The sequence below is a fragment of the Tepidimonas taiwanensis genome (assembly GCF_020162115.1).
In the GTDB taxonomy this organism is placed as follows: domain Bacteria; phylum Pseudomonadota; class Gammaproteobacteria; order Burkholderiales; family Burkholderiaceae_C; genus Tepidimonas; species Tepidimonas taiwanensis.
On the sequence record NZ_CP083911.1, the window covers coordinates 710,552 to 731,144 of the forward strand.

The 20,593-nt window shown below is 65.1% G+C and carries 17 protein-coding genes, 1 tRNA gene and 3 pseudogenes; 16 read left to right on the forward strand and 5 right to left on the reverse strand.

All coding sequences use genetic code 11. The features are described 5' to 3' along the window. Window positions 1–44 precede the first annotated feature (44 nt). The gene (locus LCC91_RS03350; protein WP_224440884.1) at window positions 45–1,541 is read left to right on the forward strand and encodes an IS5 family transposase; all 1,497 of its coding nucleotides are present in this window, start codon (window positions 45–47) and stop codon (window positions 1,539–1,541) included. 20 nt (window positions 1,542–1,561) lie between these two features. On the opposite strand, the pseudogene LCC91_RS03355 reads toward LCC91_RS03350, so the two are convergent. Further along, window positions 1,562–1,942 (reverse strand): annotated as a pseudogene (locus tag LCC91_RS03355) (IS481 family transposase); the annotation flags it as partial. 130 nt (window positions 1,943–2,072) lie between these two features. On the opposite strand from LCC91_RS03355, the gene LCC91_RS03360 reads away from it, so the two are divergent. From LCC91_RS03360 to LCC91_RS03410, 11 genes and pseudogenes are all read left to right on the forward strand, one after another. Beyond that, window positions 2,073–3,188, forward strand: coding sequence for a glycosyltransferase family protein (locus LCC91_RS03360; RefSeq protein WP_224441005.1), 1,116 nt, complete (start codon window positions 2,073–2,075; stop codon window positions 3,186–3,188). Window positions 3,189–3,403: 215 nt separating this feature from the next. Beyond that, a complete protein-coding gene (locus LCC91_RS13955; protein ID WP_390612147.1) occupies window positions 3,404–3,544 on the forward strand; it encodes a hypothetical protein in 141 nt (46 codons plus the stop codon). An 11-nt stretch (window positions 3,545–3,555) separates the two neighbouring features. Next, a pseudogene (locus LCC91_RS03370) lies at window positions 3,556–4,611 on the forward strand (transposase); the annotation flags it as partial. Window positions 4,612–4,629: 18 nt separating this feature from the next. Further along, window positions 4,630–5,781 (forward strand): glycosyltransferase, encoded by a 1,152-nt coding sequence (locus LCC91_RS03375; protein ID WP_052231466.1) that lies wholly within the window; start codon window positions 4,630–4,632, stop codon window positions 5,779–5,781. Further along, complete coding sequence (gene asnB / locus LCC91_RS03380) at window positions 5,769–7,772, forward strand: asparagine synthase (glutamine-hydrolyzing) (protein WP_043699817.1); 2,004 nt, start codon at window positions 5,769–5,771, stop codon at window positions 7,770–7,772. The genes LCC91_RS03375 and asnB overlap by 13 nt, the downstream gene beginning before the upstream one ends. Then, window positions 7,769–8,926, forward strand: a complete 1,158-nt coding sequence (locus tag LCC91_RS03385; protein ID WP_143898455.1) for a glycosyltransferase family 4 protein — start codon at window positions 7,769–7,771, stop codon at window positions 8,924–8,926. Before asnB ends, LCC91_RS03385 begins: the two co-directional genes overlap by 4 nt. 3 nt (window positions 8,927–8,929) lie before the next feature. Continuing rightward, the gene (locus LCC91_RS03390; protein ID WP_224441007.1) at window positions 8,930–10,021 is read left to right on the forward strand and encodes an MraY family glycosyltransferase; all 1,092 of its coding nucleotides are present in this window, start codon (window positions 8,930–8,932) and stop codon (window positions 10,019–10,021) included. A 114-nt stretch (window positions 10,022–10,135) separates the two neighbouring features. Further along, window positions 10,136–12,037: a SurA N-terminal domain-containing protein gene (locus LCC91_RS03395; protein ID WP_043699821.1), complete on the forward strand. Its 1,902-nt coding sequence runs from the start codon at window positions 10,136–10,138 to the stop codon at window positions 12,035–12,037. 192 nt (window positions 12,038–12,229) lie between these two features. Further along, window positions 12,230–12,305, forward strand: a tRNA-His gene (locus LCC91_RS03400). A gap of 112 nt (window positions 12,306–12,417) precedes the next feature. After that, the gene (locus tag LCC91_RS03405; protein WP_043699824.1) at window positions 12,418–12,738 is read left to right on the forward strand and encodes a toxin-antitoxin system TumE family protein; all 321 of its coding nucleotides are present in this window, start codon (window positions 12,418–12,420) and stop codon (window positions 12,736–12,738) included. A 66-nt stretch (window positions 12,739–12,804) separates the two neighbouring features. Then, window positions 12,805–13,200 (forward strand): HVO_A0114 family putative DNA-binding protein, encoded by a 396-nt coding sequence (locus LCC91_RS03410; RefSeq protein WP_052231467.1) that lies wholly within the window; start codon window positions 12,805–12,807, stop codon window positions 13,198–13,200. A 2-nt stretch (window positions 13,201–13,202) separates the two neighbouring features. Here LCC91_RS03410 and LCC91_RS03415 read toward each other — a convergent pair whose 3' ends face one another. Continuing rightward, on the reverse strand, window positions 13,203–14,579 hold the full coding sequence (locus LCC91_RS03415; protein ID WP_043699826.1) for a sodium:solute symporter family transporter: 1,377 nt from the start codon (window positions 14,577–14,579) through the stop codon (window positions 13,203–13,205). A 198-nt stretch (window positions 14,580–14,777) separates the two neighbouring features. Then, on the reverse strand, window positions 14,778–15,770 hold the full coding sequence (locus LCC91_RS03420) for an NADPH:quinone oxidoreductase family protein (protein WP_043699828.1): 993 nt from the start codon (window positions 15,768–15,770) through the stop codon (window positions 14,778–14,780). Between the two features lie 313 nt (window positions 15,771–16,083). Between LCC91_RS03420 and LCC91_RS03425 the strand changes: the two genes are divergently transcribed. Together LCC91_RS03425 and LCC91_RS03430 are read left to right on the forward strand one after the other, a co-directional pair. Continuing rightward, on the forward strand, window positions 16,084–16,314 hold the full coding sequence (locus LCC91_RS03425; RefSeq protein ID WP_043699832.1) for an addiction module antitoxin: 231 nt from the start codon (window positions 16,084–16,086) through the stop codon (window positions 16,312–16,314). Next, window positions 16,301–16,627 (forward strand): type II toxin-antitoxin system PemK/MazF family toxin, encoded by a 327-nt coding sequence (locus LCC91_RS03430; RefSeq protein ID WP_043699835.1) that lies wholly within the window; start codon window positions 16,301–16,303, stop codon window positions 16,625–16,627. Before LCC91_RS03425 ends, LCC91_RS03430 begins: the two co-directional genes overlap by 14 nt. 296 nt (window positions 16,628–16,923) lie before the next feature. Here the strand turns inward: LCC91_RS03430 and LCC91_RS03435 are convergent, their stop codons facing one another. After that, complete coding sequence (locus tag LCC91_RS03435; RefSeq protein WP_043699838.1) at window positions 16,924–17,436, reverse strand: PIN domain-containing protein; 513 nt, start codon at window positions 17,434–17,436, stop codon at window positions 16,924–16,926. A gap of 22 nt (window positions 17,437–17,458) precedes the next feature. After that, on the reverse strand, window positions 17,459–18,511 hold the full coding sequence (locus LCC91_RS03440) for a helix-turn-helix domain-containing protein (RefSeq protein WP_043699840.1): 1,053 nt from the start codon (window positions 18,509–18,511) through the stop codon (window positions 17,459–17,461). Window positions 18,512–18,734: 223 nt separating this feature from the next. On the opposite strand from LCC91_RS03440, the pseudogene surE reads away from it, so the two are divergent. Then, window positions 18,735–19,532, forward strand: a pseudogene (gene surE / locus LCC91_RS03445) (5'/3'-nucleotidase SurE); the annotation flags it as partial. Between the two features lie 176 nt (window positions 19,533–19,708). Continuing rightward, entirely contained in the window at window positions 19,709–20,575 is an 867-nt protein-coding gene (locus LCC91_RS03450) for a protein-L-isoaspartate(D-aspartate) O-methyltransferase (RefSeq protein WP_082007513.1), read from the forward strand. The last annotated feature ends 18 nt before the right edge of the window (window positions 20,576–20,593 follow it).

Below are 20,593 nucleotides of genomic sequence, written 5' to 3' on the forward strand. Positions count from 1 at the left end.
CCCAGATTTGATGGTCTGATGCGCCGTTTTCTGGGAGTTTTGCGATGTTTGCCTGCCCCGCCACCGAGGACTTCTTCCGCGCCCGGCTCGATCAGATGATCGACCTGCGCCATCCGCTGGCGGTGTTGTCCTCACGCATGCCGTGGCAGGAGTTGGAAGCAAGGCTGTCGCACCTGTTCATGCGCAAAGCGCGCGCAGGTGTCGCGATGCCCGATCTGGACCTCTTTGGCGAATCTCCGGTGCGCGCAGCTCGGGCGTCCAACGCAGGCCGACCCCGCGTGCCGCTGCGCGTGATGATCGCGCTGCTGTATCTGAAGCACGCCTTCAACGAGTCGGACGAAGGGGTGGTCGAGCGCTGGGGCGAAACCCCCACATGGCAGTTCTTCTCGGGGCGGGCGTACTTTGAACATCGCCGGCCGTGCGACGCCACGACGCTGGTGAAGTTTCGCCGGCTGCTGGGCGAAGAAGGCGTGGAAGAACTCTTGGCGCAGACCATCAACGTGGCGGTGGAAACCGGACTCATCAAGCCGCAGGAACTCAAGCGCGTGGTGGTGGACACCACCGTACAACCCAAGGCGGTGGCGCACCCCACCGACAGCCGGCTGCTGGAGACGGCACGCACCAAGCTGGTGGAGGCGGCCAAGGCCGCCGGCATCGCCTTGAAGCAGACCTTTGCCAAGGAAGGCAAGGAGCTGGCCCGCAAGGCAGGACGCTATGCGCACGCGCGGCAGTTTGCGCGCATGCGCCGGGTCATCAAGCGCCAGCGCACGATCGTGGCCAGGCTGCAGCGCGAGATCGAGCGCAAGGCCAGCCGCCTGGGGCAGGCCATCCAGAGTGCTCTTGGCCACACCCTCAACAAGGCGGCGCGTCTGGTGGCGCAGACTGCCAACCGAAAGACCGCCGACGGGACTCGAAAGCTCTACGCCTGGCACGCGCCGGAGGTGGAGTGCATCAACAAGGGCAAGGCCCGCTGCCCTTACGAGTTCGGCGTCAAGGTCGGCATTGCCAGCACCCTGAAGCACAGCCTCATCGTCGCAGCCCGGGCCTTCCATGGCAACCCCTACGACGGGCACACGCTGCAAGCGCAGCTGGAGCAGGCCACGATCCTGATGCAGGACACTGGCATCAAGCCCAGCACAGCGTTTGCCGATCTGGGCTACCGCGGGGTGGAAGCCGACATTGCGGATGTGCGCCTGGTGCACCGCGGCAAGATCAAGCGCCTCACGCAGCAGGAGCGCAAGCTGCTCAAGCGCCGCCAGGCCATCGAGCCGGTCATCGGGCACTTGAAGCAGGATCACCGCATGGACAGGTGCCACCTCAAGGGCGAGCAGGGTGACCGGCTGCACGCGGTGCTGTGCGCGGCGGGCTACAACATCCGCTGGCTGCTGCGCATGATCACGAAGAAGGGCGTGCCCTTCTTGAGGCGAGCTTTTTTGCGCCTCATTGCGGCCGTGCGCCTCATCGGCCGGTGGCTCGCCCAGCGGCGGCCAACCGAGTCCAGTGGCGCCAACCCTGCCCAGCTGCGGCTAAGGGCGGCGTGAAAATGAATTTTTCAGGGACGACGATGTGCGGGTTTGGGCACCTGGGGCTTGAGGGATCGCAGCGACCCCACGCCGTGGCGTCGCAAGCAGCGATCCAGTCCCGAGCGCGACACGTCAGGACAGACGAACTCGCGCATGACCGACAGCAGATCATCCAGCGGCAGCAGCAGCGTCTTGCGCAGCTCCACTGCAATGGCCTCCTGCGCCGGGGTCATGGTGGTACGCAGCCGGTGCGGGGTGTGGGAGCGATCCAGAAAATCCTCGCGGCGCTTCCACTTGTACACCGTCATGAGCGAAACGCCGTAACGCTCAGCCAACACCGCAGCCGGCTCATCCGACAGCGCGATCTCGCGCCGTATGGCTGGCGTTGTACGCGCCAGGGCATGCAGCTTGATGTTCATGAGGGCATCTCCCGATGATGGTCGTCAACGCCTTGACCCGCTGCCCAGCAGCTCGCGCAGAACGCTTACCGCCAGCAGGTACGCATGGCGTGATGGCACTATCCAATCATCCGGGATGCGACACATAGTGATGGAAAACGAAAAAAATAAACTGCGCGTACTTCACGCAGCGGCCCTATTGCGACCTCTATCAGGCATTTGTACGCAAATGGACTGGGAGCTGGACGCGGCTAAAGCGCTGGGCATTGAGTGGAAAGTCAAAATGTATTGTCCCAAAAACTCAACTGGAAATTTCTGTGTTATGCATTTCGACACTGAAGTGGATGCCGAAAAACTGAGTAACCTGTTGTCGAGGTTGATTGGTTGGATCCAGTTGAGATACGGCTATCATCAGTGGCTTAAGAAGCAGGAAGACAATATAGATATTTATCTTCTAAGATACCATGTTCATGACCCATTTCAATACTGGTTTGTCAAGCGCTGCAAAAAGCCTGTTTATTTTGTGCGCCATACTCTAGAGGTGCCGGAGTTGGCATTGGGGGGGGGAATTTCTGGATGGTTGAAATCGTCGCTTGAATCATTTATTGGAAAAAAGACCATACCGCTCGCGAGAGGCATAGTTGGGGTTACGCAAGAAATTGTTGATTATGAACGTGGTCGGGCGGAAGAGCCAGAAAAAGAAAGCTATGTTTATCCGAATGGGATTTGTTACAAAGAACAGAATTTACAAGACAGGAGAGGAAGTGTGCCAGAGTTGCTTTTTGTTGCCAATTTTGCACCATGGCACGGCCTAGATCGACTTCTGAATGCGGTTGAGAAATCCGATCAAGAATTTATCCTTCACCTAGTAGGCAAAGTCCCTAATAAATTGAAAGATAAGATATCCGACTCAAGGATTCGAGTGCATGGTCACCTAAGCAATAAAAAGATAGCTGTACTTAGCGAGCAATGCTGGGTTGGGCTTGCATCGTTTGCACTGGATAGAAAGAATATGAAACAGGCTTGTCCGCTAAAGACTCGAGAGTATTTGATGCTAGGTTTACCTGTCTATGGCGATCATAATGATGTATTTGGGGCTGAATTTCCGTATTACAAAAAAGGGGTTTGCGAGATAACGGATATTATCGATTACGGATACCGAATGCGCGGCACACCGAAAGAGGCTATCAGTAGGTATGCGAAAAGATTTATCGACAAAAAAAACATTCTGAGCGGATTATATAAGGCTTTGCTTGCGTCTAATTGATATAATGCGGTCTATTTGTCATGAAGTGCTCGCGCGTAAAGTCTCGATATTTGGTCGCCCCTGATTTATTCATAAACGATTGATTTTTCTTTGACTTGACCGGCTTTTGAAGTGCAATATCTCCCAGTTTTTTCTTCCCCTGCGCGATTTCTAGGAGTTTTGGTGATGTCTGGCTGCCCTGCCAGAGAGGATTTTTCCGCTCCCGCATCGACCACATGATCGATTTGCGTCATCCGCTGGCGATGCTGGCACAGCGCATGCCGTGGCAGCAGATCGAGGCGTCGGTGGCGCATCTGTTTTCGCGCAAGGCGCGTGCAGGCATTGCCAAGCCGGATCTGGATCTGATTGGTGATTAGGTCCAGCCCGGCGCCCGCGCGTGCCGCTGCGCGTCACGATCAGCCTGCTGTACCTGAAGCACGCCTTCAACGAGTCCGATGAAGGCGTGGTGCAGCGCTGGAGAGACACGCCGCGCTGGCAGTATTTCTCGGGTTGCGCCTACTACGAGGATCGGCTGCCGTGCGATGCCACGACGCTGGTGAAGTTTTGCCAGTTGCTCGGGGAAGCAGGGGTGGAGGAGCTGCTGGCGTAGACGATCAATGCGGCGGCCGTCGAGCTCAAGCTCATCGAGCCGCAGGCGCTCGAGCGCGTGGTGGTGGACAGCACCGTACAGCACAAGGCCATCGCCCACCCCACCGACAGCCGGTTGCTGGAGGTGGCGCGCGCCAAGCTCGTGGCGGCGGCCAAGCAGGCAGGATTGCAGCTCAAGCAAACCTTAGCCAAGGAAGGCAAGGGTTTGCTGCGCAAGGCGCACGAAGGGCGTGCCAAGCTCTACGCCTGGTACGCCCCGGAGGTCGATTGCATCAGCAAAGGCAAGGCGCGCACCCCGTATGAGTTCGGCGTGAAGGTGGGCATCGTCAGCACGCTGCGGCACAACCTGATCGTGGGCGCCAGAGCCTTCCACGGCAACCCCTACGACGGCCACACGCTGGCCTCGCAACTGGAGCAGGCCAGCATTTTGATGCAAGACCTTGGCATCACGCCCCACACGGTCTTCGTCGATTTGGGCTACCGGGGCGTCGATGGCGACAACCCAAATGTGCGCCTCATCCACCGAGGCAAGCTCAAGCGCATCAGCGCCAGGGAGCGCGCCCAACTCAAGCGCCGCCAAGCCATCGAACCCGTCATCGGGCACTTGAAGGCCGATTGCCGCATGGATCGCTGTCACCTCAAGGGCAAGCGGGGCGATCGGCTGCACGCGGTGCTGTGCGCGGCCGGCTACAACATCCGCTGGCTGCTGCGCATGATTGCCAAGAAGGGCCTGCGGGCCTTGTACTCGTTTCTTTTGCACTTGTTGGGACTGCTCGCGTTGGGGCCGAAACCGCTCACGCCGCGCTCATCGAACTCTCAACTGGCCGTCGGTTGAATAAATCAGGGGCGACTCATGAATGTTTTGCACGTCATCACTGGCCTTGGCGACGGCGGCGCGGAAGCTGTTCTGTTTCGCTTGATCGCGCACGATCGCGAAGACAAGCACCAGGTGGTCTCCCTGACCGACGAGGGCAAGTACGGCGCATTACTGCGAGAACGCGGCGTGGAGGTGGCGGCGCTGGGCATGCCCCGTGGGTGGCTGACGCTGCGCGGTCTGGTCAAACTCTGGCGTACCATTCACGCGGCACAGTCCGACGTGGTACAGACGTGGATGTACCACGCCGATCTGGTGGGCGGTATGCTGGCGCGACTGGCCGGAATCCCCGTGGTATGGGGCATTCACAATACCACCTTGGAGCCCGGCCAATCGAGCCGGGTAACGATAGCCGTCGCGCGGCTGTGCGCTCGGCTCTCCCGCTGGGTGCCGCGGCGCATCGTGGCGTGTGCCCAGGCGGCTGTGCGGGTGCACGCGGCAATGGGTTATGACCCCGATCGCATGGTCGTGATCTCCAACGGATATGACCTCACGCGCTTCCAGCCCGACGCCGCTGCGCGCGAGCGCTGGCGCGCCACGTGGAAAATCCCACCGGGTGTGCCGCTCATCGGCATGGTGGCGCGGTGGGATCCCTACAAAGATCATGCCAATCTACTTGCTGCGCTTGCTGCTGTGCGGCGTGCAGGAGTGGCCTTTCAGGCGGTGTTGGTGGGGTCGGGCGTGACGCCAGACAACCCGTGCCTGACAGCGCAGATTCGGGAGGCGGGGTTGAGCGGCGACGTGTTGCTGGTTGGGCCGCAGCGCGACATTCCGGGAGTGATGGCCGCGCTGGACGTGCATGTATTGTCCTCGGCGGCGGAGGCCTTCCCCAACGTGCTCGCGGAAGCGATGGCGTGCGGGACGCCGTGCGTCACCACCGACGTCGGTGACGCGGCGGCCATCGTGGGCGAAACCGGTTGGGTGGTGCCGCCGCGGGACGCTTCGGCGCTGGCGGCGGTCATTCAGCAGGCGATCGGTGCCATGGCCGACCGCGCTGCCTGGCGGGCCCGTCAACAGGCGTGCCGTGCGCGCATTACGGAGCATTACGGGATCGACGCGATGGTGCAGCGGTACCGAGCGGTGTGGGCAGTTGCCGCGCAAGGCAAAGGGGGCGCGGCATGTGTGGCCTGACCGGCTTTTGGGAGCCCGGCGGTTGCGCGCAAGAGGACGCCACGGCCACCGTGCGCCGTATGGCCGATACGCTCGTTCACCGCGGGCCGGATGATGCGGGGGTGTGGGTGGATGCGGCGGCGGGGGTGGCGCTGGGGCATCGGCGGTTGGCGATCCTGGATCTTTCGCCTGCTGGACATCAGCCGATGGTGTCGGCCAGTGGCCGGTATGTGATTGCCTTCAACGGCGAGATTTACAACCATCTGGAGCTGCGCGCGGCGCTGGAAAAGATCGGCGCTGGCGGGACGGCACCGCCGGGCTGGCGGGGTCATGCGGACACGGAAACGCTGCTCGCGGCGATCGAGGCGTGGGGGGTTGAAGAGACGCTCCAGCGCTGCGTGGGGATGTTTGCCTTTGCCCTGTGGGATCGGCAGACGCGCACACTGACGCTCGCGCGCGACCGGATGGGCGAAAAGCCCCTCTACTACGGCTGGCAGCGCGGGGTGTGGCTCTTTGGCTCGGAGCTGAAGGCGCTGCGCGCGCACCCGGCGTTTGCCGGGGAGGTTGACCGCGGGGCGTTGGCGCTCTTTTTCTGCCACAACGCGGTGCCTGCGCCCTATTCGATCTACCGGGACATCCGCAAGCTCCCGCCCGGAACATACTTAAGCCTGACGGAGCCGCAGGCGCGCGCGGGCGCTTGGCCCGAGCCGGTGGCCTATTGGTCGCTGGCCGAAGTGGTGGCAACCGGCCAACGCACGCCGTTTGCGGGGGCTGAGGCGGAGGCGGTGGGCGAGCTGGAGCGGCTGTTGCGGCAAGCGGTGGCCGGCCAGATGCTGGCCGATGTGCCGCTCGGGGCATTTCTGTCGGGCGGCATCGACTCGAGCACCGTCGTGGCCCTGATGCAGGCGCAATTGAGCCGCCCGGTGCGCACGTTTTCCATCGGATTCTTTGAAGCCGGGTACAACGAGGCGCAGCACGCCGCGGCGGTGGCGCGTTACCTGGGAACGGATCACACCGAGCTTTATGTCACGCCCGAGCAGGCGATGGCGGTGATCCCCAAGCTGCCAGCTCTTTATGACGAACCCTTTGCCGATTCGTCGCAGATCCCGACGTTTCTGGTGGCGCAGCTCGCTCGCCAGCACGTGACGGTGGCGCTCTCGGGCGACGGGGGCGATGAGTTGTTTGGGGGCTACACCCGTTATTTTTTGGCGCACGGTATCTGGCAGCGATTGGCGTGGATGCCGCGCGGCATGCGGGCAGTGCTTGCGCGCGGTTTGGCGGCGGCTTCTCCTGCGGCGTGGGATCGCTTCGCTGCGGTGCTGTACCCGTTGCTGCCGCGCCGTTTGCGTTTTGCGAACCCCGGCGACAAGTTGCACAAGCTCGCACGCATCTTGCTGTCGAACGCACCCGAAGCGGTCTACCACGCGCTGGTGTCGCACTGGACCGAGCGCGATGGGTTGGTACTGGGGGCACAGGAGCCGCCGACGGTGCTGACCCAGCCAGAGACGTGGCCGACCGTGGACGATTTTCGCCACCGGATGATGGCGCTCGATGCGGTGAGCTACCTGCCCGACGATATTCTGGTGAAGGTCGATCGCGCGGCGATGGGGGTGAGCTTGGAAACGCGCGTGCCGCTATTGGATCACCGCGTGGTGGAGTTCGCATGGCGGCTGCCGCTTTCGATGAAGATCCGCGAGGGTCAGGGCAAATGGCTGCTGCGGCAGGTGCTCTATAAATATGTGCCGAAAGAGCTGATCGAGCGCCCCAAGATGGGCTTTGGCGTGCCCATCGACGACTGGCTGCGCGGGCCGCTGCGCGAGTGGGCGGAGGATTTGCTGGACGAACGCCGTTTGCGGGAGGAAGGCTTTATCGACCCCGCGCCCGTGCGGCAAAAATGGCGCGAGCACCTCAGCGGCCAGCGTAACTGGCAGTATCACTTGTGGGATGTGTTGATGTGGGAGGCGTGGTGGAGGGGGGAATGCGACCACGCACAGGCCAATCGCACACCATGAGTCGGCTGTCACATTCGGTGCAACGCCGCGTTACCCTGATCGGGCACGCAGCGGGTGCAACCCTCAACTTTCGCGGACCGTTGATCGCAGAGCTGGTTGGCAGCGGTTGCGAGGTAGAGGTGATGGCACCCGATTGGACGCCGCAGCAACGGGAGCGCCTGCGGGCTTGGGGTGCGACGGCGGTGACGTTTCCCCTTTCCCGTACCGGGCTCAACCCGCTTCAAGACTTGCGTACATTGTGGGCGCTTTACCGCCAGCTGCGCCGCTCGCGTCCCGACGCTGTGCTCAGTTACGCCGCCAAAACCAATGTGTGGGGCATGCTCGCGGCAGCGTGTGCGGGTGTGCCGCGGAGGGTGGCGATGGTGGAGGGCCTCGGGTATGCTTTTACCGAAGGGGCCGAGGGGCTCCGGGACTTGAAGCAACGTGTCTTGGGTTGGGTGTTGGCAGGACTGTATCGCTGGGCATTTCGGGCTGCACACCGTGTGCTCGTGTTGAACCCAGACGATGCCCGCGACTTGCGGCGTTGGTGTGGGCTTTCGGCGGATAAAACGGTGCTGTTGGGAGGGATTGGGGTTGCCCTCGACGACTGGCCCTTGCACCCGCCACAGTTCCAACCGGTGACCTTTACGCTCGTGGCACGACTGTTGCGCGAAAAAGGCGTTTTGGAGTTTTTGGCTGCGGCGCGGCAGATCAAGGCGGAGTATCCGCAAACACGGTTCTGGTTGCTCGGGCCTCTGGATGAGAATCCCGGCGGTCTCAAGCGCGAAGACATTGACCCGTGTGTGCGCGACGGCATCGTCGAGTGGCCCGGTGCGGTGGACGTCAAGCCGTGGCTGGCCCAAACGAGTGTGTTCGTGTTGCCTTCTTATTATCGTGAAGGTGTGCCGCGCAGCACGCAGGAGGCGATGGCGATGGGGCGGCCGGTGATCACCACGGACGCGCCGGGTTGCCGGGAGACAGTGGTCGACGGCGTCAACGGCTATTTGGTGCCGCCGCGGGACGTAGTGGCGCTGGTGGCGGCGATGCGGCGCTTCGTCGAAAATCCGCACCTCATCGAAACCATGGGCCGTGAAAGCCGCCGATTGGCTGAAGAGCGGTTTGACGTGCGGAGGGCGAATGCGGTGTTGATGCGGGCGCTGGGGGTGGGAGTCTGATTCGTGCAGACGTTGCTGGTTGCCTTTTGGGTTGCGTTCACGATCACGCTGTTGATCGTGCGGTTCCGTCATTTTCATCTAGGCTTGAGTGCCGATAGCATCGTTGGCATCCAGAAGTTTCACGCTGGAAACGTGCCGCGGGTGGGGGGGGTGGGCCTACTGTTTGGGTTAGCGGGCGCGCTTGCGTGGAGCGCTTGGCGCGACCTGGTGCGCAACGAGGCTGCATGGCTGCTGCTGGCGGCTTTGCCAGCTTTCGGTGCCGGGTTGGCAGAGGATGTGACCAAGCGTGTGGGGGTGATGACCCGGTTGCTGGCAACCATGGCAGCGGCCGGGCTGGGGGCATGGTTGTTGGATGCGCAACTGCCTCGCGTGGGCGTGCCGGGGGTGGATGATGTGCTGGCCTGGGCCCCGGCGGGTTTTGTGATGACGCTGGTGGCCGTGGCGGGCGTGGCCAACGCCGTCAATATCATCGACGGCTTCAACGGGTTGGCAGCGGCCGTTTCTATCTTGATGTTTACCGCGTTTGGCTACGTGGCGTGGTCGTTGGGGGACGTCTTCATTTTCCAGGTTTGCCTGGCGATGATTGGGGCGCTGCTGGGATTTTTTGTGTGGAACTATCCGCGAGGGCTGGTTTTTTTGGGGGATGGCGGCGCGTACCTCGTGGGTTTCATGCTCGCCGAGGTGGCCGTGTTGCTGGTGGTGCGGCACCCGGGGTTATCCCCGTGGTTCTGCCTGCTCGTGTGCGGCTATCCGATCACCGAGACCGTGTTTTCCATCTACCGCAAACGGTTTCTGCGCGGTACATCCCCCGGTGTGCCGGACGCGTTGCACCTTCACATGCTGGTGTACCGCCGCTTGGTGCGTTGGGCTGCGGGGAGTGAGGCGGCGCGGGATATCACTGCCCGCAACTCGGCGACGTCCCCTTACCTGTGGGGATTGGCGTCGCTTTCGATCGCTCCGGCGGTTTTGTTTTGGCGCTCCGAGCCGCTGCTGGTGGGCAGTGCCGTCGTGTTCGTGTGCTGCTACGTTCTGGTATACGCCCGGCTGGTACACTTTCGTACGCCGCGTTGGTTGCGCCGGCGGGTCGGGCGTTGATCCGTCCGCGCCAACCCGCATCGGGGTGCCCCACGCATGCCGGGGAGCGTTAGGCCGTTGGCCGTCACCCCGCTCTTCGCAGCCTTTCATTGTCGTTGACCACTTCCGCTATCCATGTTCGACCTCTTCCGCAACAACATGAAGGTGCTGATGGCGCTGCTCATGTTGTTGATCATCCCGTCTTTTGTTTTCTTTGGCATCGAGGGCTACACGCGCTTTCGTGAGGCGGCGGAGCCGGTGGCGCGCGTGGGTGGCGAGCGCATCACACGGCCGGAGTGGGACGCGGCGCACCGGCGCGAGGTGGAGCGCCTGAGTGCCCTTATGCCGAATATCGACCGGGCGGTGCTGGAGAGTGACGAGAGCCGCCGCGCGACGCTGGAGCGTCTGATTACCGAGCGGGTGCTGGCGCGTGCCGCGGCGGACATGCGGCTCGTGGCCACCGACCGGCGCGTGGCCGACGAGCTGTTGCGTGACCCGACGATTGCGTCGCTGCGCAAGCCCGACGGGACGCTGGACGTGCAGCGCTATCAGGATCTGCTGCGTGCGCAGGGGCTGACCGCGGAGCAGTTCGAAGCGGGAGTGCGCGCCGAGCTGGCGCGCCGCAGCGTGACGCAAGTGGTGGCGGACAGCGCCTTTTTGCCGCGGGCGTCGGTGGAACTGGCCACGCGGGCGTTTTTCGAGCAGCGCGAGGTGGCGCAGGCGATGTTCCGGCCGGCGGATCATGTGGCCCGCATCCAGGTGAGCGACGCCGACGTGCGCGCGTACTACGACGCCAACCGTGAGGCGTTCCGCACGCCGGAGCAGGCCGTCATCGAATACGTGGTGCTGGACCCGCAGGCCGTGGCCGCGCGCGTGACGGTGAGCGAGCAGGAGCTGCGCGAGTACTACGAAAAGAACGTGGCGGACGTAGCGCGCAACGAGCAGCGCCGCGCGGCCCACATTCTGTTGCAGCTGGACCCCAACGCGTCTGCCGAGGAGAAGGCCCGCGTGCGGGCCGAGGCGGAAAAGCTCCTCGCCGAGGTACGCGCCCAGCCCGACCGGTTTGCCGAGGTTGCCAAGGCCCGCTCGCAGGACCCGGGGTCGGCCGCGCGCGGGGGGGATTTGGACTGGTTTGGCCGCGGCGCGATGGTCAAGGCCTTCGAGGACGCGGTCTTTGCGCTGAAGAAGGGCGAGATTTCCGGCGTCGTCGAAACGGAATTCGGCCTGCACATCATCCGGCTGCTGGACGTGCGTCAGCCCGAGCCGGAGCCGTTCGAGAAGGCGCGCGGGCGACTCGAAGAGGAACTGCGCCGCCAGTTGGCGCAGCGCCGCTTTGCAGAAGAGGCCGAGCGCTTCAGCAACCTGGTGTACGAGCAGCCGGAGGGCTTGGCGCCGGTGGCGCAGGCGCTGGGGCTGACGGTGCGGCAGGCGACGCTGGAGCGTACCGGGCCCGTCGGGGCGGAGGCGGACGCGGTGCTGCGTGAACCGGCGGTGCTGCGTGCAGTGTTCAACGAAGAGGCGCTGGCCAGCAAGCGCAACAGCGCCGCGATCGAGCTGGGCGGCAGCCGCTTGGCAGCGGTGCGCGTGCTAGAACACCGGCGATCCGAAGTGCAGCCCTTCGAAGCCGTGGCGGCGCAAGCCAAGGCGCGCCTCGTGCAGGAAAAGGCGCGCGAGGCGGCGCTGGCTGCCGCCCGCGAGGCGCTGGAGCGGTGGCGGCAACAGCCCCCGGCCGACAGCGCGCTGCGCACGCCCGTGGTGGTGTCGCGGCAGGACGCCCGCGGCCTGGCGCCAGCAGTGGTTCGCCACGCGCTGAGCACCCGTCTCGAGGGCGACGCGCCGGCGTGGACGCTGGTGGATTTGGGGGCCGAAGGGGCTGCCGTGCTGCGCGTGCGTCGCGGCCCCGAGCGCGAAGCGCCGGACGCTGCGCGGCAGCGCAACGAGCGCCGCGAGCTGGCCCGCCTGTGGGGCGAAGGGGAGGCCAAGGCCTATCTGACCGCGCTGCGCGAGCGCTATAAGGTGGAGGTGCTCGTCAAGTAATCGCCCACCACACCCGTCGACTCTCCGCGTCGGCTTGCCACGGTCGCCTTGCGTGGTTGTGTCGGTGAGCGAAAGCCGATCATCTGCGCCGTCGTGGCGAGCGCGCGGCGGGTGTGCAGACGGGGTGACGTTCGAACGACGCCGTCGCGGGCAAAGAATGGTGCCCGTGCATGTATAATGTCGGCTTCTACGGTGGCTGTAGCTCAGTTGGTAGAGTCCCAGATTGTGATTCTGGTTGTCGTGGGTTCGAGTCCCATCAGCCACCCCAAAAATAAATCAAAAATGGCCCTTCTAGGGCCATTTTTCATTTGTGTCTGTCGGCGTCGCCACAGTCCGCCTCGCAGGGGTTTTCGCGGTGAGCAGCCGTGCTATATTGGATCATGGCTGAGCGCAAGGTGATCGACGAGCGCATCGTGACCAGAGGCGGTGGGGTTATCCGCATCGAAGCGTGGGAAATCGGGCGCGGCGAGATCGTGCGCTACAACATGGCGTACGTGAACCCTGCCATTTCCCGGCGGGACAACGGACGCCTGGTGGGGCATGACAACAGCCACCGGTATGCTGGTTTTGCCAGTGAGCACCACCATCACTGGTTTGGATGCGTCGCTCACAACGGGCGGTTTCGGTCATTCGAGGAAGAACTATCGCGTTTCGAACTTTCCCTCAAGCGCTTGAAGCGTCGTCTCGGAAAGGAGTACTGAATCATGTCGAAGCACCCAATCCCCAGCGAGCGCCGGGTTCGGCGTGAATCATCTCCAGAGCCCAACTTGTTCACGGACGAGCCCTCATTGCCGATCCGTGTCTGTCTGCAAAGTGAGGAGGCGGCGCTGCAGCGGGTGCGCGACGTGGTGCGTGCGCGAGCCCGGGGCGAAGAGACAGCGGTACAGACGGTGGTGAGCTTTACGTCTATGCAGGCTTTGCTCGAGGTGCTGAGTCCCAGGCGGGCGCAGTTGCTCGATTCGGTCAAGGCGCAGGGGGCATATGAGTCCATCGAGGCGCTGGCGCGAGCGTTGGGAAGGCCGCGAAGCGCTGTCAGCCGCGACGTCCGTCGGCTCGCCGGCGTGGGTTTGTTGCAGCTCAGCAATCAACCACTGTCGGGCCACGGCAGGCGGTGCGCGGTTCGTGTGCCGCCGCGCCGCGTGAGGTTCGAGCTCGACCTGTAGGCTTAGCGCTGCGCGGGCCGTAGCCACGTCCACAGCAGGCTGACGGCGGTCGAGGCGAGTAGCGCCCCCGCAAACGGCGCCAGTGTCGGAACATTGTTTGGGAAGGTGGCCGCAACCACCCCTTGCCAAAGGCTGCCCGATTCCCATGCACCCGGTGCGATGGCACCGAGCAGCCCCGCCAGCGACCCAGCGACAGCGGCCCCTCGGGGTACGCGGGGCCACAGGGCAAGCAGCAGCGGCACGACCGCGGTGGCGCACAGCAGGTCGGCCACCAAGAACAGTCGCAGCACCGACAGGCCCTGCCAGGCCACGGCGATGACGGGCACCATCAGAAGCACGGTAGCCCAGCGCGCCGCCGCGAGCGACGCCCCCTGACGCTGCGTGACGAGCAGCGCGGCGATGCCGTTTTGCAGCGTGTCCACGGACGACGCCACCAGCGCCACGGCCAGCACCAACACCGGGGCGACGACCCAGTCCGGCGCGTGCTGTACCAGCGCAAAGAAGGGCACGGGCGGGGTGCCGAGTGGCAGGCCCTGCCGCGCGGCCAGCAGCCCCAGTGCACCAACGAGTACGATGGCCGCCGCGCTACCCAAAGCTCCCCACCACGCGCCGCGGTGCAGCGCGCGCGTGTCTTGCGCGGCCCAGACGCGCTGCCAGTAGCCCTGGTGGAACAGGTTGGCGGCGGTGACGGCAATGATGAGGGTAAGCGCGACCGACAGGCCAACGGAGAGCGGTGCGGATGCGGGGGCCGACGGTTGGACCGCTTCGGCGGGGGCGGGCGCGGTGCCGATGACCGCGGCGACGAGGGCCAGCAGCGCGAGCAGCAGCCACGCTTGCCAGCGGTCGGTGGCAAGGCTCGCGCGCAGGCCGCCCCACGCGGTGTAGAGGAGCGTGACGCCCGCGACCGCCAGCACCGCCCAGCGGCCGTCGCCGCCGGTGAGCAGTGCGACGATGCCGCCTACGGCGGTGAGTTCGGCCGTCAGGAAGCACAGCATGTACAGCAGTGACAGTGCGAGCACCCAGCCGCGCATCGCGGGGCCAAAGCGCTCGGCTGCCAGATCCGTGAGGCTGCGTCCGGCAGGCAGCCATCGCCGGATAGCCGGACCGCACCACGCGAGCACGAGGAAGGGCAGGGCCGCGCCGATGGCGTAACCGGCCAGCGCCACCGGCCCGACGAAGGCGGCGATTTCCGGCGGCACGAACAAAATCCATGCCCCGAGGCCCGAGGCGAGGAACGACAGCGCCAGCGTCGTGGCCGATTGCGAGCCGCGCGCGGTGAGGTACGCGTCGAGCGAGGTGTCCGCCGTTCGGGCCCGCAGGCCCACCCACAAAAACAGCAGCAATGCCGCGCCCACCGCGGCTTGGGGCATGCCGATCATGTCGCGCTTCCTCCGCCGGTACGAACCGGATCAGGTTCCAGGGTCTGGGCGTGGGGCCCCCATGGCCTGCGGCCCACTCTCAGCCCGTGCCACCCGCGGTGGGGTGCGCGCCGGGCTCCCCTGGCGACTACGAAATGCGGGGATTGTAGGGTCGACGCCCCCGGCGTGTGGTCGCGAATCGAGGCGTCGATGAGATCGTCAGTGGTCGTTACGTAGCACGACTTTGCCGCGCACCTGCCTCTCGGCCATCAGCGCGTAGGCTTGCGGCAGTTCGGTCATCGGCAGCACACGGTCGATGACGGGTTTGATGTGGCCCTGCAGGTACCACTGCGCGAGTGTCTGCAGCATCGCGGCGTTGGCCTGCGGCTCGCGCCGCGCGAACTCGCCCCAGAAGACGCCGACCAGCGACGCGCCTTTGAGCAGTGGCAGGTTGAGCGGCAGGCGGGGGATGGGGCCGCCGGCAAAGCCGATCACCAGGTAGCGGCCGCGCCACGCGATGGAGCGAAACGCCGGTTCGGCCAGGTCCCCGCCCACGGGGTCGACGATGACATCCGGGCCGCGGCCGTCGGTGAGGCGCTTGAGCTCGTCCCGGAAGCTGCCGGCGGCCGTATGGACCGAATAGTCCAGCGTCGCATCCGCACCGATGCGTTGCGACAGCGCACACTTGTCGGCGCTGGACGCGGCGGCGATGACCCGGGCGCCCGCGTGCTTGGCGACCTGGATCGATGCGGTGCCGACGCCACCCGCGGCCCCGAGCACGAGCACCGTCTCGCCCGGTTGCAGCGCGGCGCGGTCGATGAGGGCGTGATAGGCCGTTGCGTAGGTCATGATGAACGCGGCGGCGTCGGTCAGGTCGAACGCGGGCGGCAGCGGGATGCAGCGATCCGCCGGCGCCGCCGTGTGCGTCGCAAAGCCGCCCGTGCCGGTGAGACAGGCGACCGCCTGCCCGGGTTGCAGGTGGGTCACGCCCGGGCCGACCGCGCGCACCCAGCCCGCGTATTCCGAGCCGGGGACGAAGGGGGGCGTCGGCTTGAACTGGTACTGGTTCTGCACGATCAGCAAGTCGGGAAAATTCAGACTCGCCGCCGCGATTTCGATCAGCACCTCACCCGGGCCGGGGGTCGGGGTGGGCAGTTCCTGCCAGCGCAGGGCGTCGACGCCGGTGGGGTTTTCGCATAGCCAGGCGTGCATGGGGTCTCCTTGGTGAATGGGGGTTGCTCGGTTGCGCAAATAAACGGGGTCATCATAGGTAACGACCGTTGTGGAGTGTGTCGCCTGGGTGCAGGTGCTATCCAACGGTGCCGGAGTCGCGCGAAAGCGCAACGTGTGGAGCCGTGTGCGCCTGCGGTCGGTGTCGATCGCCAGTGGCCGGGTGCCCTGTACGCTGCCGGGCCATGACAGTGGCACTTCCGTCGGCGGGCAGAGCAGTCACGTTGCGCGCCGGGATATCGCTGGCTCCGTCGAAGCGTACAATGCGCTATGCATATACGTATGGGAGATTGCCATGCACAAACGGATGACCATCACGCTGGATGAGGCGGTTTACGAGGGGCTGTATCGGACCGTCGGCAAGCGTCGCATGAGCCAGTTCATCGAAGACCTGCTGCGGCCGCACGTGTTGGGCACGTCGCTCGACGAGGGGTACCGGGCGATGGCGGCCGATCAGGCGCGCGAGGCCGAGGCGCATGCGTGGTGCAACGCCTTGGCGGGAGACGTGGCCGATGCGGCGCGGTGAGGTGTGGTGGGTCGAGTTCGATCCCGCGGTGGGCAGCGAAATCCGCAGGACACGGCCGGCGGTGATCGTGAGCAACGATGCGGCCAACCGACACCTGACGCGCGTCGTGGTCGTGCCGTTGACCAGCAACACGGAGCGGCAATACCCGGGCGAGGCTGTCGTGACCGTGGCGGGGCAGAAGAGCAAAGCGATGGCCGATCAGATCATGGCGGCCGACAAGGGGCGGCTGAAAAGTCAGCTCGGGGTGTTGTCCAAAGCGGACATGTTGGCGGTGGAGGACGCGATCAAGGTGCACCTGGCGCTACCCCGGTAGCGTGCGTTCGGCGTGACACCTGCGCGGGTTCGGGCGGCGGTCTGCCACCTGAGGTTGTGAGCCTGAAGGGGATCTGGGTCGATCATTTCTCTCATGGTGATCGACATGAACGACTCTGCTGTGGGTACCATTGCCCAACTGCGGGCCTTTCTCGAGGGCACGCCGTTCGTTTCCTTTGCGCCGTTGGCCGATGACGATGCGCGAGATGCGGGCTGTCGTTCTTCATGTCCTTCTTCTTGCTCCAAGCAAATCCATCGAACGGGGATGCCGTACCCAACTGGCGCGCCTCTCGGTACTCAACCACCCTTCTTACCGATGAGCACTTCGAGGCGGCGGCGGACCTCGGCGTGCGGCAGCCGTGTTCGCGGGTCATCGAGCATGCCGCGCAGTACCTTTGCAAGCGTGGGCCTGCGCACGATGCGGTGTTCGGCAAATCGGTCGATGATCCACAAGACGCCGTGCACCTCGATGCGCTCCTCATCGGCGAGGGCACGCATGCGTTTGTCGCCCGTCAGCAGGGGCCAGTTGTTCTTCACGGCCAGGGTGACGGCCAGGCAGTCGTGGAATGTGAGCTTGGGCCGAGCCGTCTGGTAGGCGATTGCCTGGGCCATATCCTGCGCGTCCAAGGACTCGACCCGCAGGCCCAGCTCTTTGAGCTGATTCCGGTCGATCTCGCCAAGATCAATGAGCTCGTCCTCGTACAGGGCGTCGGGTACGGCGAACTCAAACGGCAGCTTGAAGAGCGCTTCTAGGAGTGACCATCGCGCCAGCTCAATCAGAATGGAAGCATCGCTGACCAGTACCCGCACGATGAGTCACTCCACGGATACGTCACACCGCAGGCCCTAACATGATCCGGCTCACTTCGACTGTGCTCTTGCGCAACAGCTCTGCGGCTTTGGGGAGCGAGATGATGTCCTCTGCCAAGGCGCGGAGCACCAGGCGTTGGAAGCGGCGTGGTTCTTCATTCTCCCGGAGCGGCTCGGGCTCCGCCTTGCGCCAGGTCCGGCCGATACCCCGAAATACGGCCTGCAGGGTACCTTCGGTAATGACGCCGAGGTCACGCAGCCGAACGATCAGCGCGGCTGCACTGACGCCGTACATGCGCTTGATCTCGATAATCTCAGCGTAACCAAAGGCATGGCGACGCCGTCCTACCTCGAACAGCAAGTCCTGCCGCGGCATCAACAGGGCACTGGCGAAGCGCTGGCACGCCTTTTCCTCGTCCAGGCCGCCGTCGATCTCCATCACTATGTGGCCGAGCTCATGGGCCAGGGTGAAGCGGCGACGCTCCACCGATTTCGACGCCGAGCCGACGATGACCGGCACCTTTTCCCGGCCCGGACGTTCCACTCGACAAGTCAAGCCGTCGACCGAGAGTGGGAAGTCGAGCTTGAGCACTTTGATGCCGTGCTCCTCGAGCAACTCGGTCATGTTGGGGATCGCGTCACCACCAAGATTCCAGGCCTTGCGGACGCTCTCGGCAGCAGCCTCCGCGTCATTGAGATCGACAACCTGGTAGGGAGTCCCTTCGGGCCTGTCCCACACGTGGCTGCCGATCCCGAGCAGTTCTTCGACCAGGAGATAGCGGTCGAGGCTGTCGAGGACGGCCGCTTCGACCATCGCGCGCTCCTGGGCGCGGATCGTTGCGGTCTTACGAAACTCCACTCCTTCGAGGCGGATCTGGGAAGGGCTGAAGAGGTAGCTCACGGGGACGCCGAGCGCCTTGGCGAGCTTCAGGGCGGTGGCCGACCCGGGCAGCATCTCGCCGCGCTCATAGCGGCCGATCGCCTGGGCAGTGACTGCATGGTCGATCGCGCCAGCCAGTCCTCGCAGGGACAGGCCGGCACGCTTGCGGGCCAGCTTCAGTCTTTCGCCGAACATGGCTTCCTCCGGAAGGTTTACATTTTACCGACATAGCTCATGTTTGTAAACATGGAGTCTTCTCCAACGAGGTATGCGCCTGAACGAGGTGTTGTGATTCCAACGAGGTGTGCGTCACGGGGCGTGAAGGTTCGGCGCGCGGGGTGGCGAAGCGCAATCTCGATCGGGGCCTGCTTGGTATCGCAGATGAGGTCCGCGGGGCCGGCACCTACAATGCGGCGTCATGAAGATCCTGCTCGCCAATGACGATGGCTACCAGGCCCCGGGCCTGGTGGCGCTGGCGCAGGCGCTGTCGGCGTTTGCGGACGTGGAGGTGGTGGCACCGGAGCACAACAACAGTGCGAAGTCCAACGCCCTGACGCTGAACGCCCCGCTGTATGTGCACCGCGCCGGGCCCAATGTGCGCTACGTCAACGGCACGCCGGCGGATTGTGTGCACATCGCGCTCACCGGGTTGCTGGACTACCGGCCGGATCTGGTGGTTTCCGGCATCAACAACGGTGCCAACATGGGCGACGATACGATCTACTCCGGCACCGTCGGGGCGGCGATGGAGGGGTACCTCTTCGGCATCCCGGGTGTGGCGTTTTCGCTGACGGAAAAGGGCTGGGCGCACCTGGACACGGCGGTCGAGCTGGCGGCGGAGCTGGTGCGCACGCTGGAGCCGTCGGTGCAGGCGCACCGGCGCCTCGTCGAGCAGGGGCCGCCCGATGCGGCGCACCCGGGGCCGTGGCTGTTGAATGTCAACATCCCGAGCCTGCCGCGGGAGGCGATCCGGGGCTTCAAGGTCGCGCGGCTGGGGCGGCGGCACGCGGCCGAGCCGGTGATTACGCAGGTCAACCCCCGCGGGGAGACGATGTACTGGATCGGCGCGGCCGGCCCGGCGAAGGACGACGCCGAGGGGACGGACTTCCACGCGACGCGGCAGGGCTATGTGTCGATCACGCCGCTGCAGATCGACTTGACCGACCACGGCCGGCTGGCCTATTGGGCGCAGACCGCGGCGGCGCTGAGTGCGGCGGCGCTGAGTGCGGCGAGCGCGGCGGCACCGTCGGGTGCAATGGTGTCGCCAACTGTGGTGGTTTCGCCGGGTGCGGTGGTTTCGCCAGGTGCGGGGCAGTCAGCTGCTCGTATGTCCGCCGCCGGGGTGTCCGCCGCGTCGCCGTCTGATTCATCACCGGCCGGAGGCGCGCGGCCATGGTGAAGCCGCGCTCGCCGTTGGCCGCTCCGCCGGGGACGCGCGAGGCCAACGGCGCGACCGGGGCATCCGGGGGCAGGCGGCCGGGGTTTCCGGCGGCGCTGCCAGCGTGGGGTGGGGCGGGTGCCAAGCCGTCGGCGGCACTGTCAACCCCGGCCGCCTCGCGTGGGCGAACCCCCAAGGCGCTCGGGGGGGAGCTTGCCCCAGCGGTCGCCGGGGTCGGGCTCGATTCTGCGGCGGTTCGCGCGGCGATGGTGCGGCGGCTGGCGCAGCAGGGGTTGGCACCGGAGGCGGTGCTGCAGGCGTTCGAGCGCGTCGAGCGCCACCGCTTCGTCGACAGCGGCCTGGTCGCGCAGGCGTACGAGGACACGAGCCTGCCGATCGGGTGGGGCCAGACGATTTCCAAGCCCAGCGTCGTGGCGCGCATGTTGGGGCTGTTGTGCGAGGGGCGGGCGTTGCCGCTCGGGCGCGTGCTGGAGATCGGCACCGGCTGCGGGTATCAGGCGGCGCTGCTCGCGCACCTGTGCCGCGAGGTGTATTCGATGGAGCGCCTGCGCCCGCTGCACGAGCGCGCGCGGGAGAACCTGCGCCCGCTGCGCATCCCGAACGTGCACCTGATCTTTGGCGACGGCACGGCGGGCTACCCGAAGGGCGCGCCGTACGCGGGCATCATCGCCGCGGCGGGCGGGGCGGACATCCCCACGCCTTGGCTGGAACAGCTCGCGGTGGGCGCGCGGCTGGTCGCGCCGGCGGAACTGGCACCCGGCCGGCAAAGCCTGGTGGTGGTGGATCGCACCGCGGTGGGTTACGAGCGGCGCGTCCTCGAGGGCGTGTGGTTCGTCCCCCTAAAATCCGGGGTGGCTTGACCGAGGACCACGCACCAC

What these genes read in the sequence shown, in the direction of transcription:
- LCC91_RS03350 (WP_224440884.1), top strand. Translation starts at nt 45, where the DNA reads ATGTTTGCCTGCCCCGCCACCGAGGACTTCTTCCGCGCCCGGCTCGAT.
- LCC91_RS03360 (WP_224441005.1), top strand. Translation starts at nt 2,073, where the DNA reads ATGGAAAACGAAAAAAATAAACTGCGCGTACTTCACGCAGCGGCCCTA.
- LCC91_RS13955 (WP_390612147.1), top strand. Translation starts at nt 3,404, where the DNA reads ATGATCGATTTGCGTCATCCGCTGGCGATGCTGGCACAGCGCATGCCG.
- LCC91_RS03375 (WP_052231466.1), top strand. Translation starts at nt 4,630, where the DNA reads ATGAATGTTTTGCACGTCATCACTGGCCTTGGCGACGGCGGCGCGGAA.
- asnB (WP_043699817.1), top strand. Translation starts at nt 5,769, where the DNA reads ATGTGTGGCCTGACCGGCTTTTGGGAGCCCGGCGGTTGCGCGCAAGAG.
- LCC91_RS03385 (WP_143898455.1), top strand. Translation starts at nt 7,769, where the DNA reads ATGAGTCGGCTGTCACATTCGGTGCAACGCCGCGTTACCCTGATCGGG.
- LCC91_RS03395 (WP_043699821.1), top strand. Translation starts at nt 10,136, where the DNA reads ATGTTCGACCTCTTCCGCAACAACATGAAGGTGCTGATGGCGCTGCTC.
- LCC91_RS03405 (WP_043699824.1), top strand. Translation starts at nt 12,418, where the DNA reads ATGGCTGAGCGCAAGGTGATCGACGAGCGCATCGTGACCAGAGGCGGT.
- LCC91_RS03415 (WP_043699826.1), bottom strand. Translation starts at nt 14,579, where the DNA reads ATGATCGGCATGCCCCAAGCCGCGGTGGGCGCGGCATTGCTGCTGTTT.
- LCC91_RS03420 (WP_043699828.1), bottom strand. Translation starts at nt 15,770, where the DNA reads ATGCACGCCTGGCTATGCGAAAACCCCACCGGCGTCGACGCCCTGCGC.
- LCC91_RS03425 (WP_043699832.1), top strand. Translation starts at nt 16,084, where the DNA reads ATGCACAAACGGATGACCATCACGCTGGATGAGGCGGTTTACGAGGGG.
- LCC91_RS03430 (WP_043699835.1), top strand. Translation starts at nt 16,301, where the DNA reads ATGCGGCGCGGTGAGGTGTGGTGGGTCGAGTTCGATCCCGCGGTGGGC.
- LCC91_RS03440 (WP_043699840.1), bottom strand. Translation starts at nt 18,511, where the DNA reads ATGTTCGGCGAAAGACTGAAGCTGGCCCGCAAGCGTGCCGGCCTGTCC.
- LCC91_RS03450 (WP_082007513.1), top strand. Translation starts at nt 19,709, where the DNA reads ATGGTGAAGCCGCGCTCGCCGTTGGCCGCTCCGCCGGGGACGCGCGAG.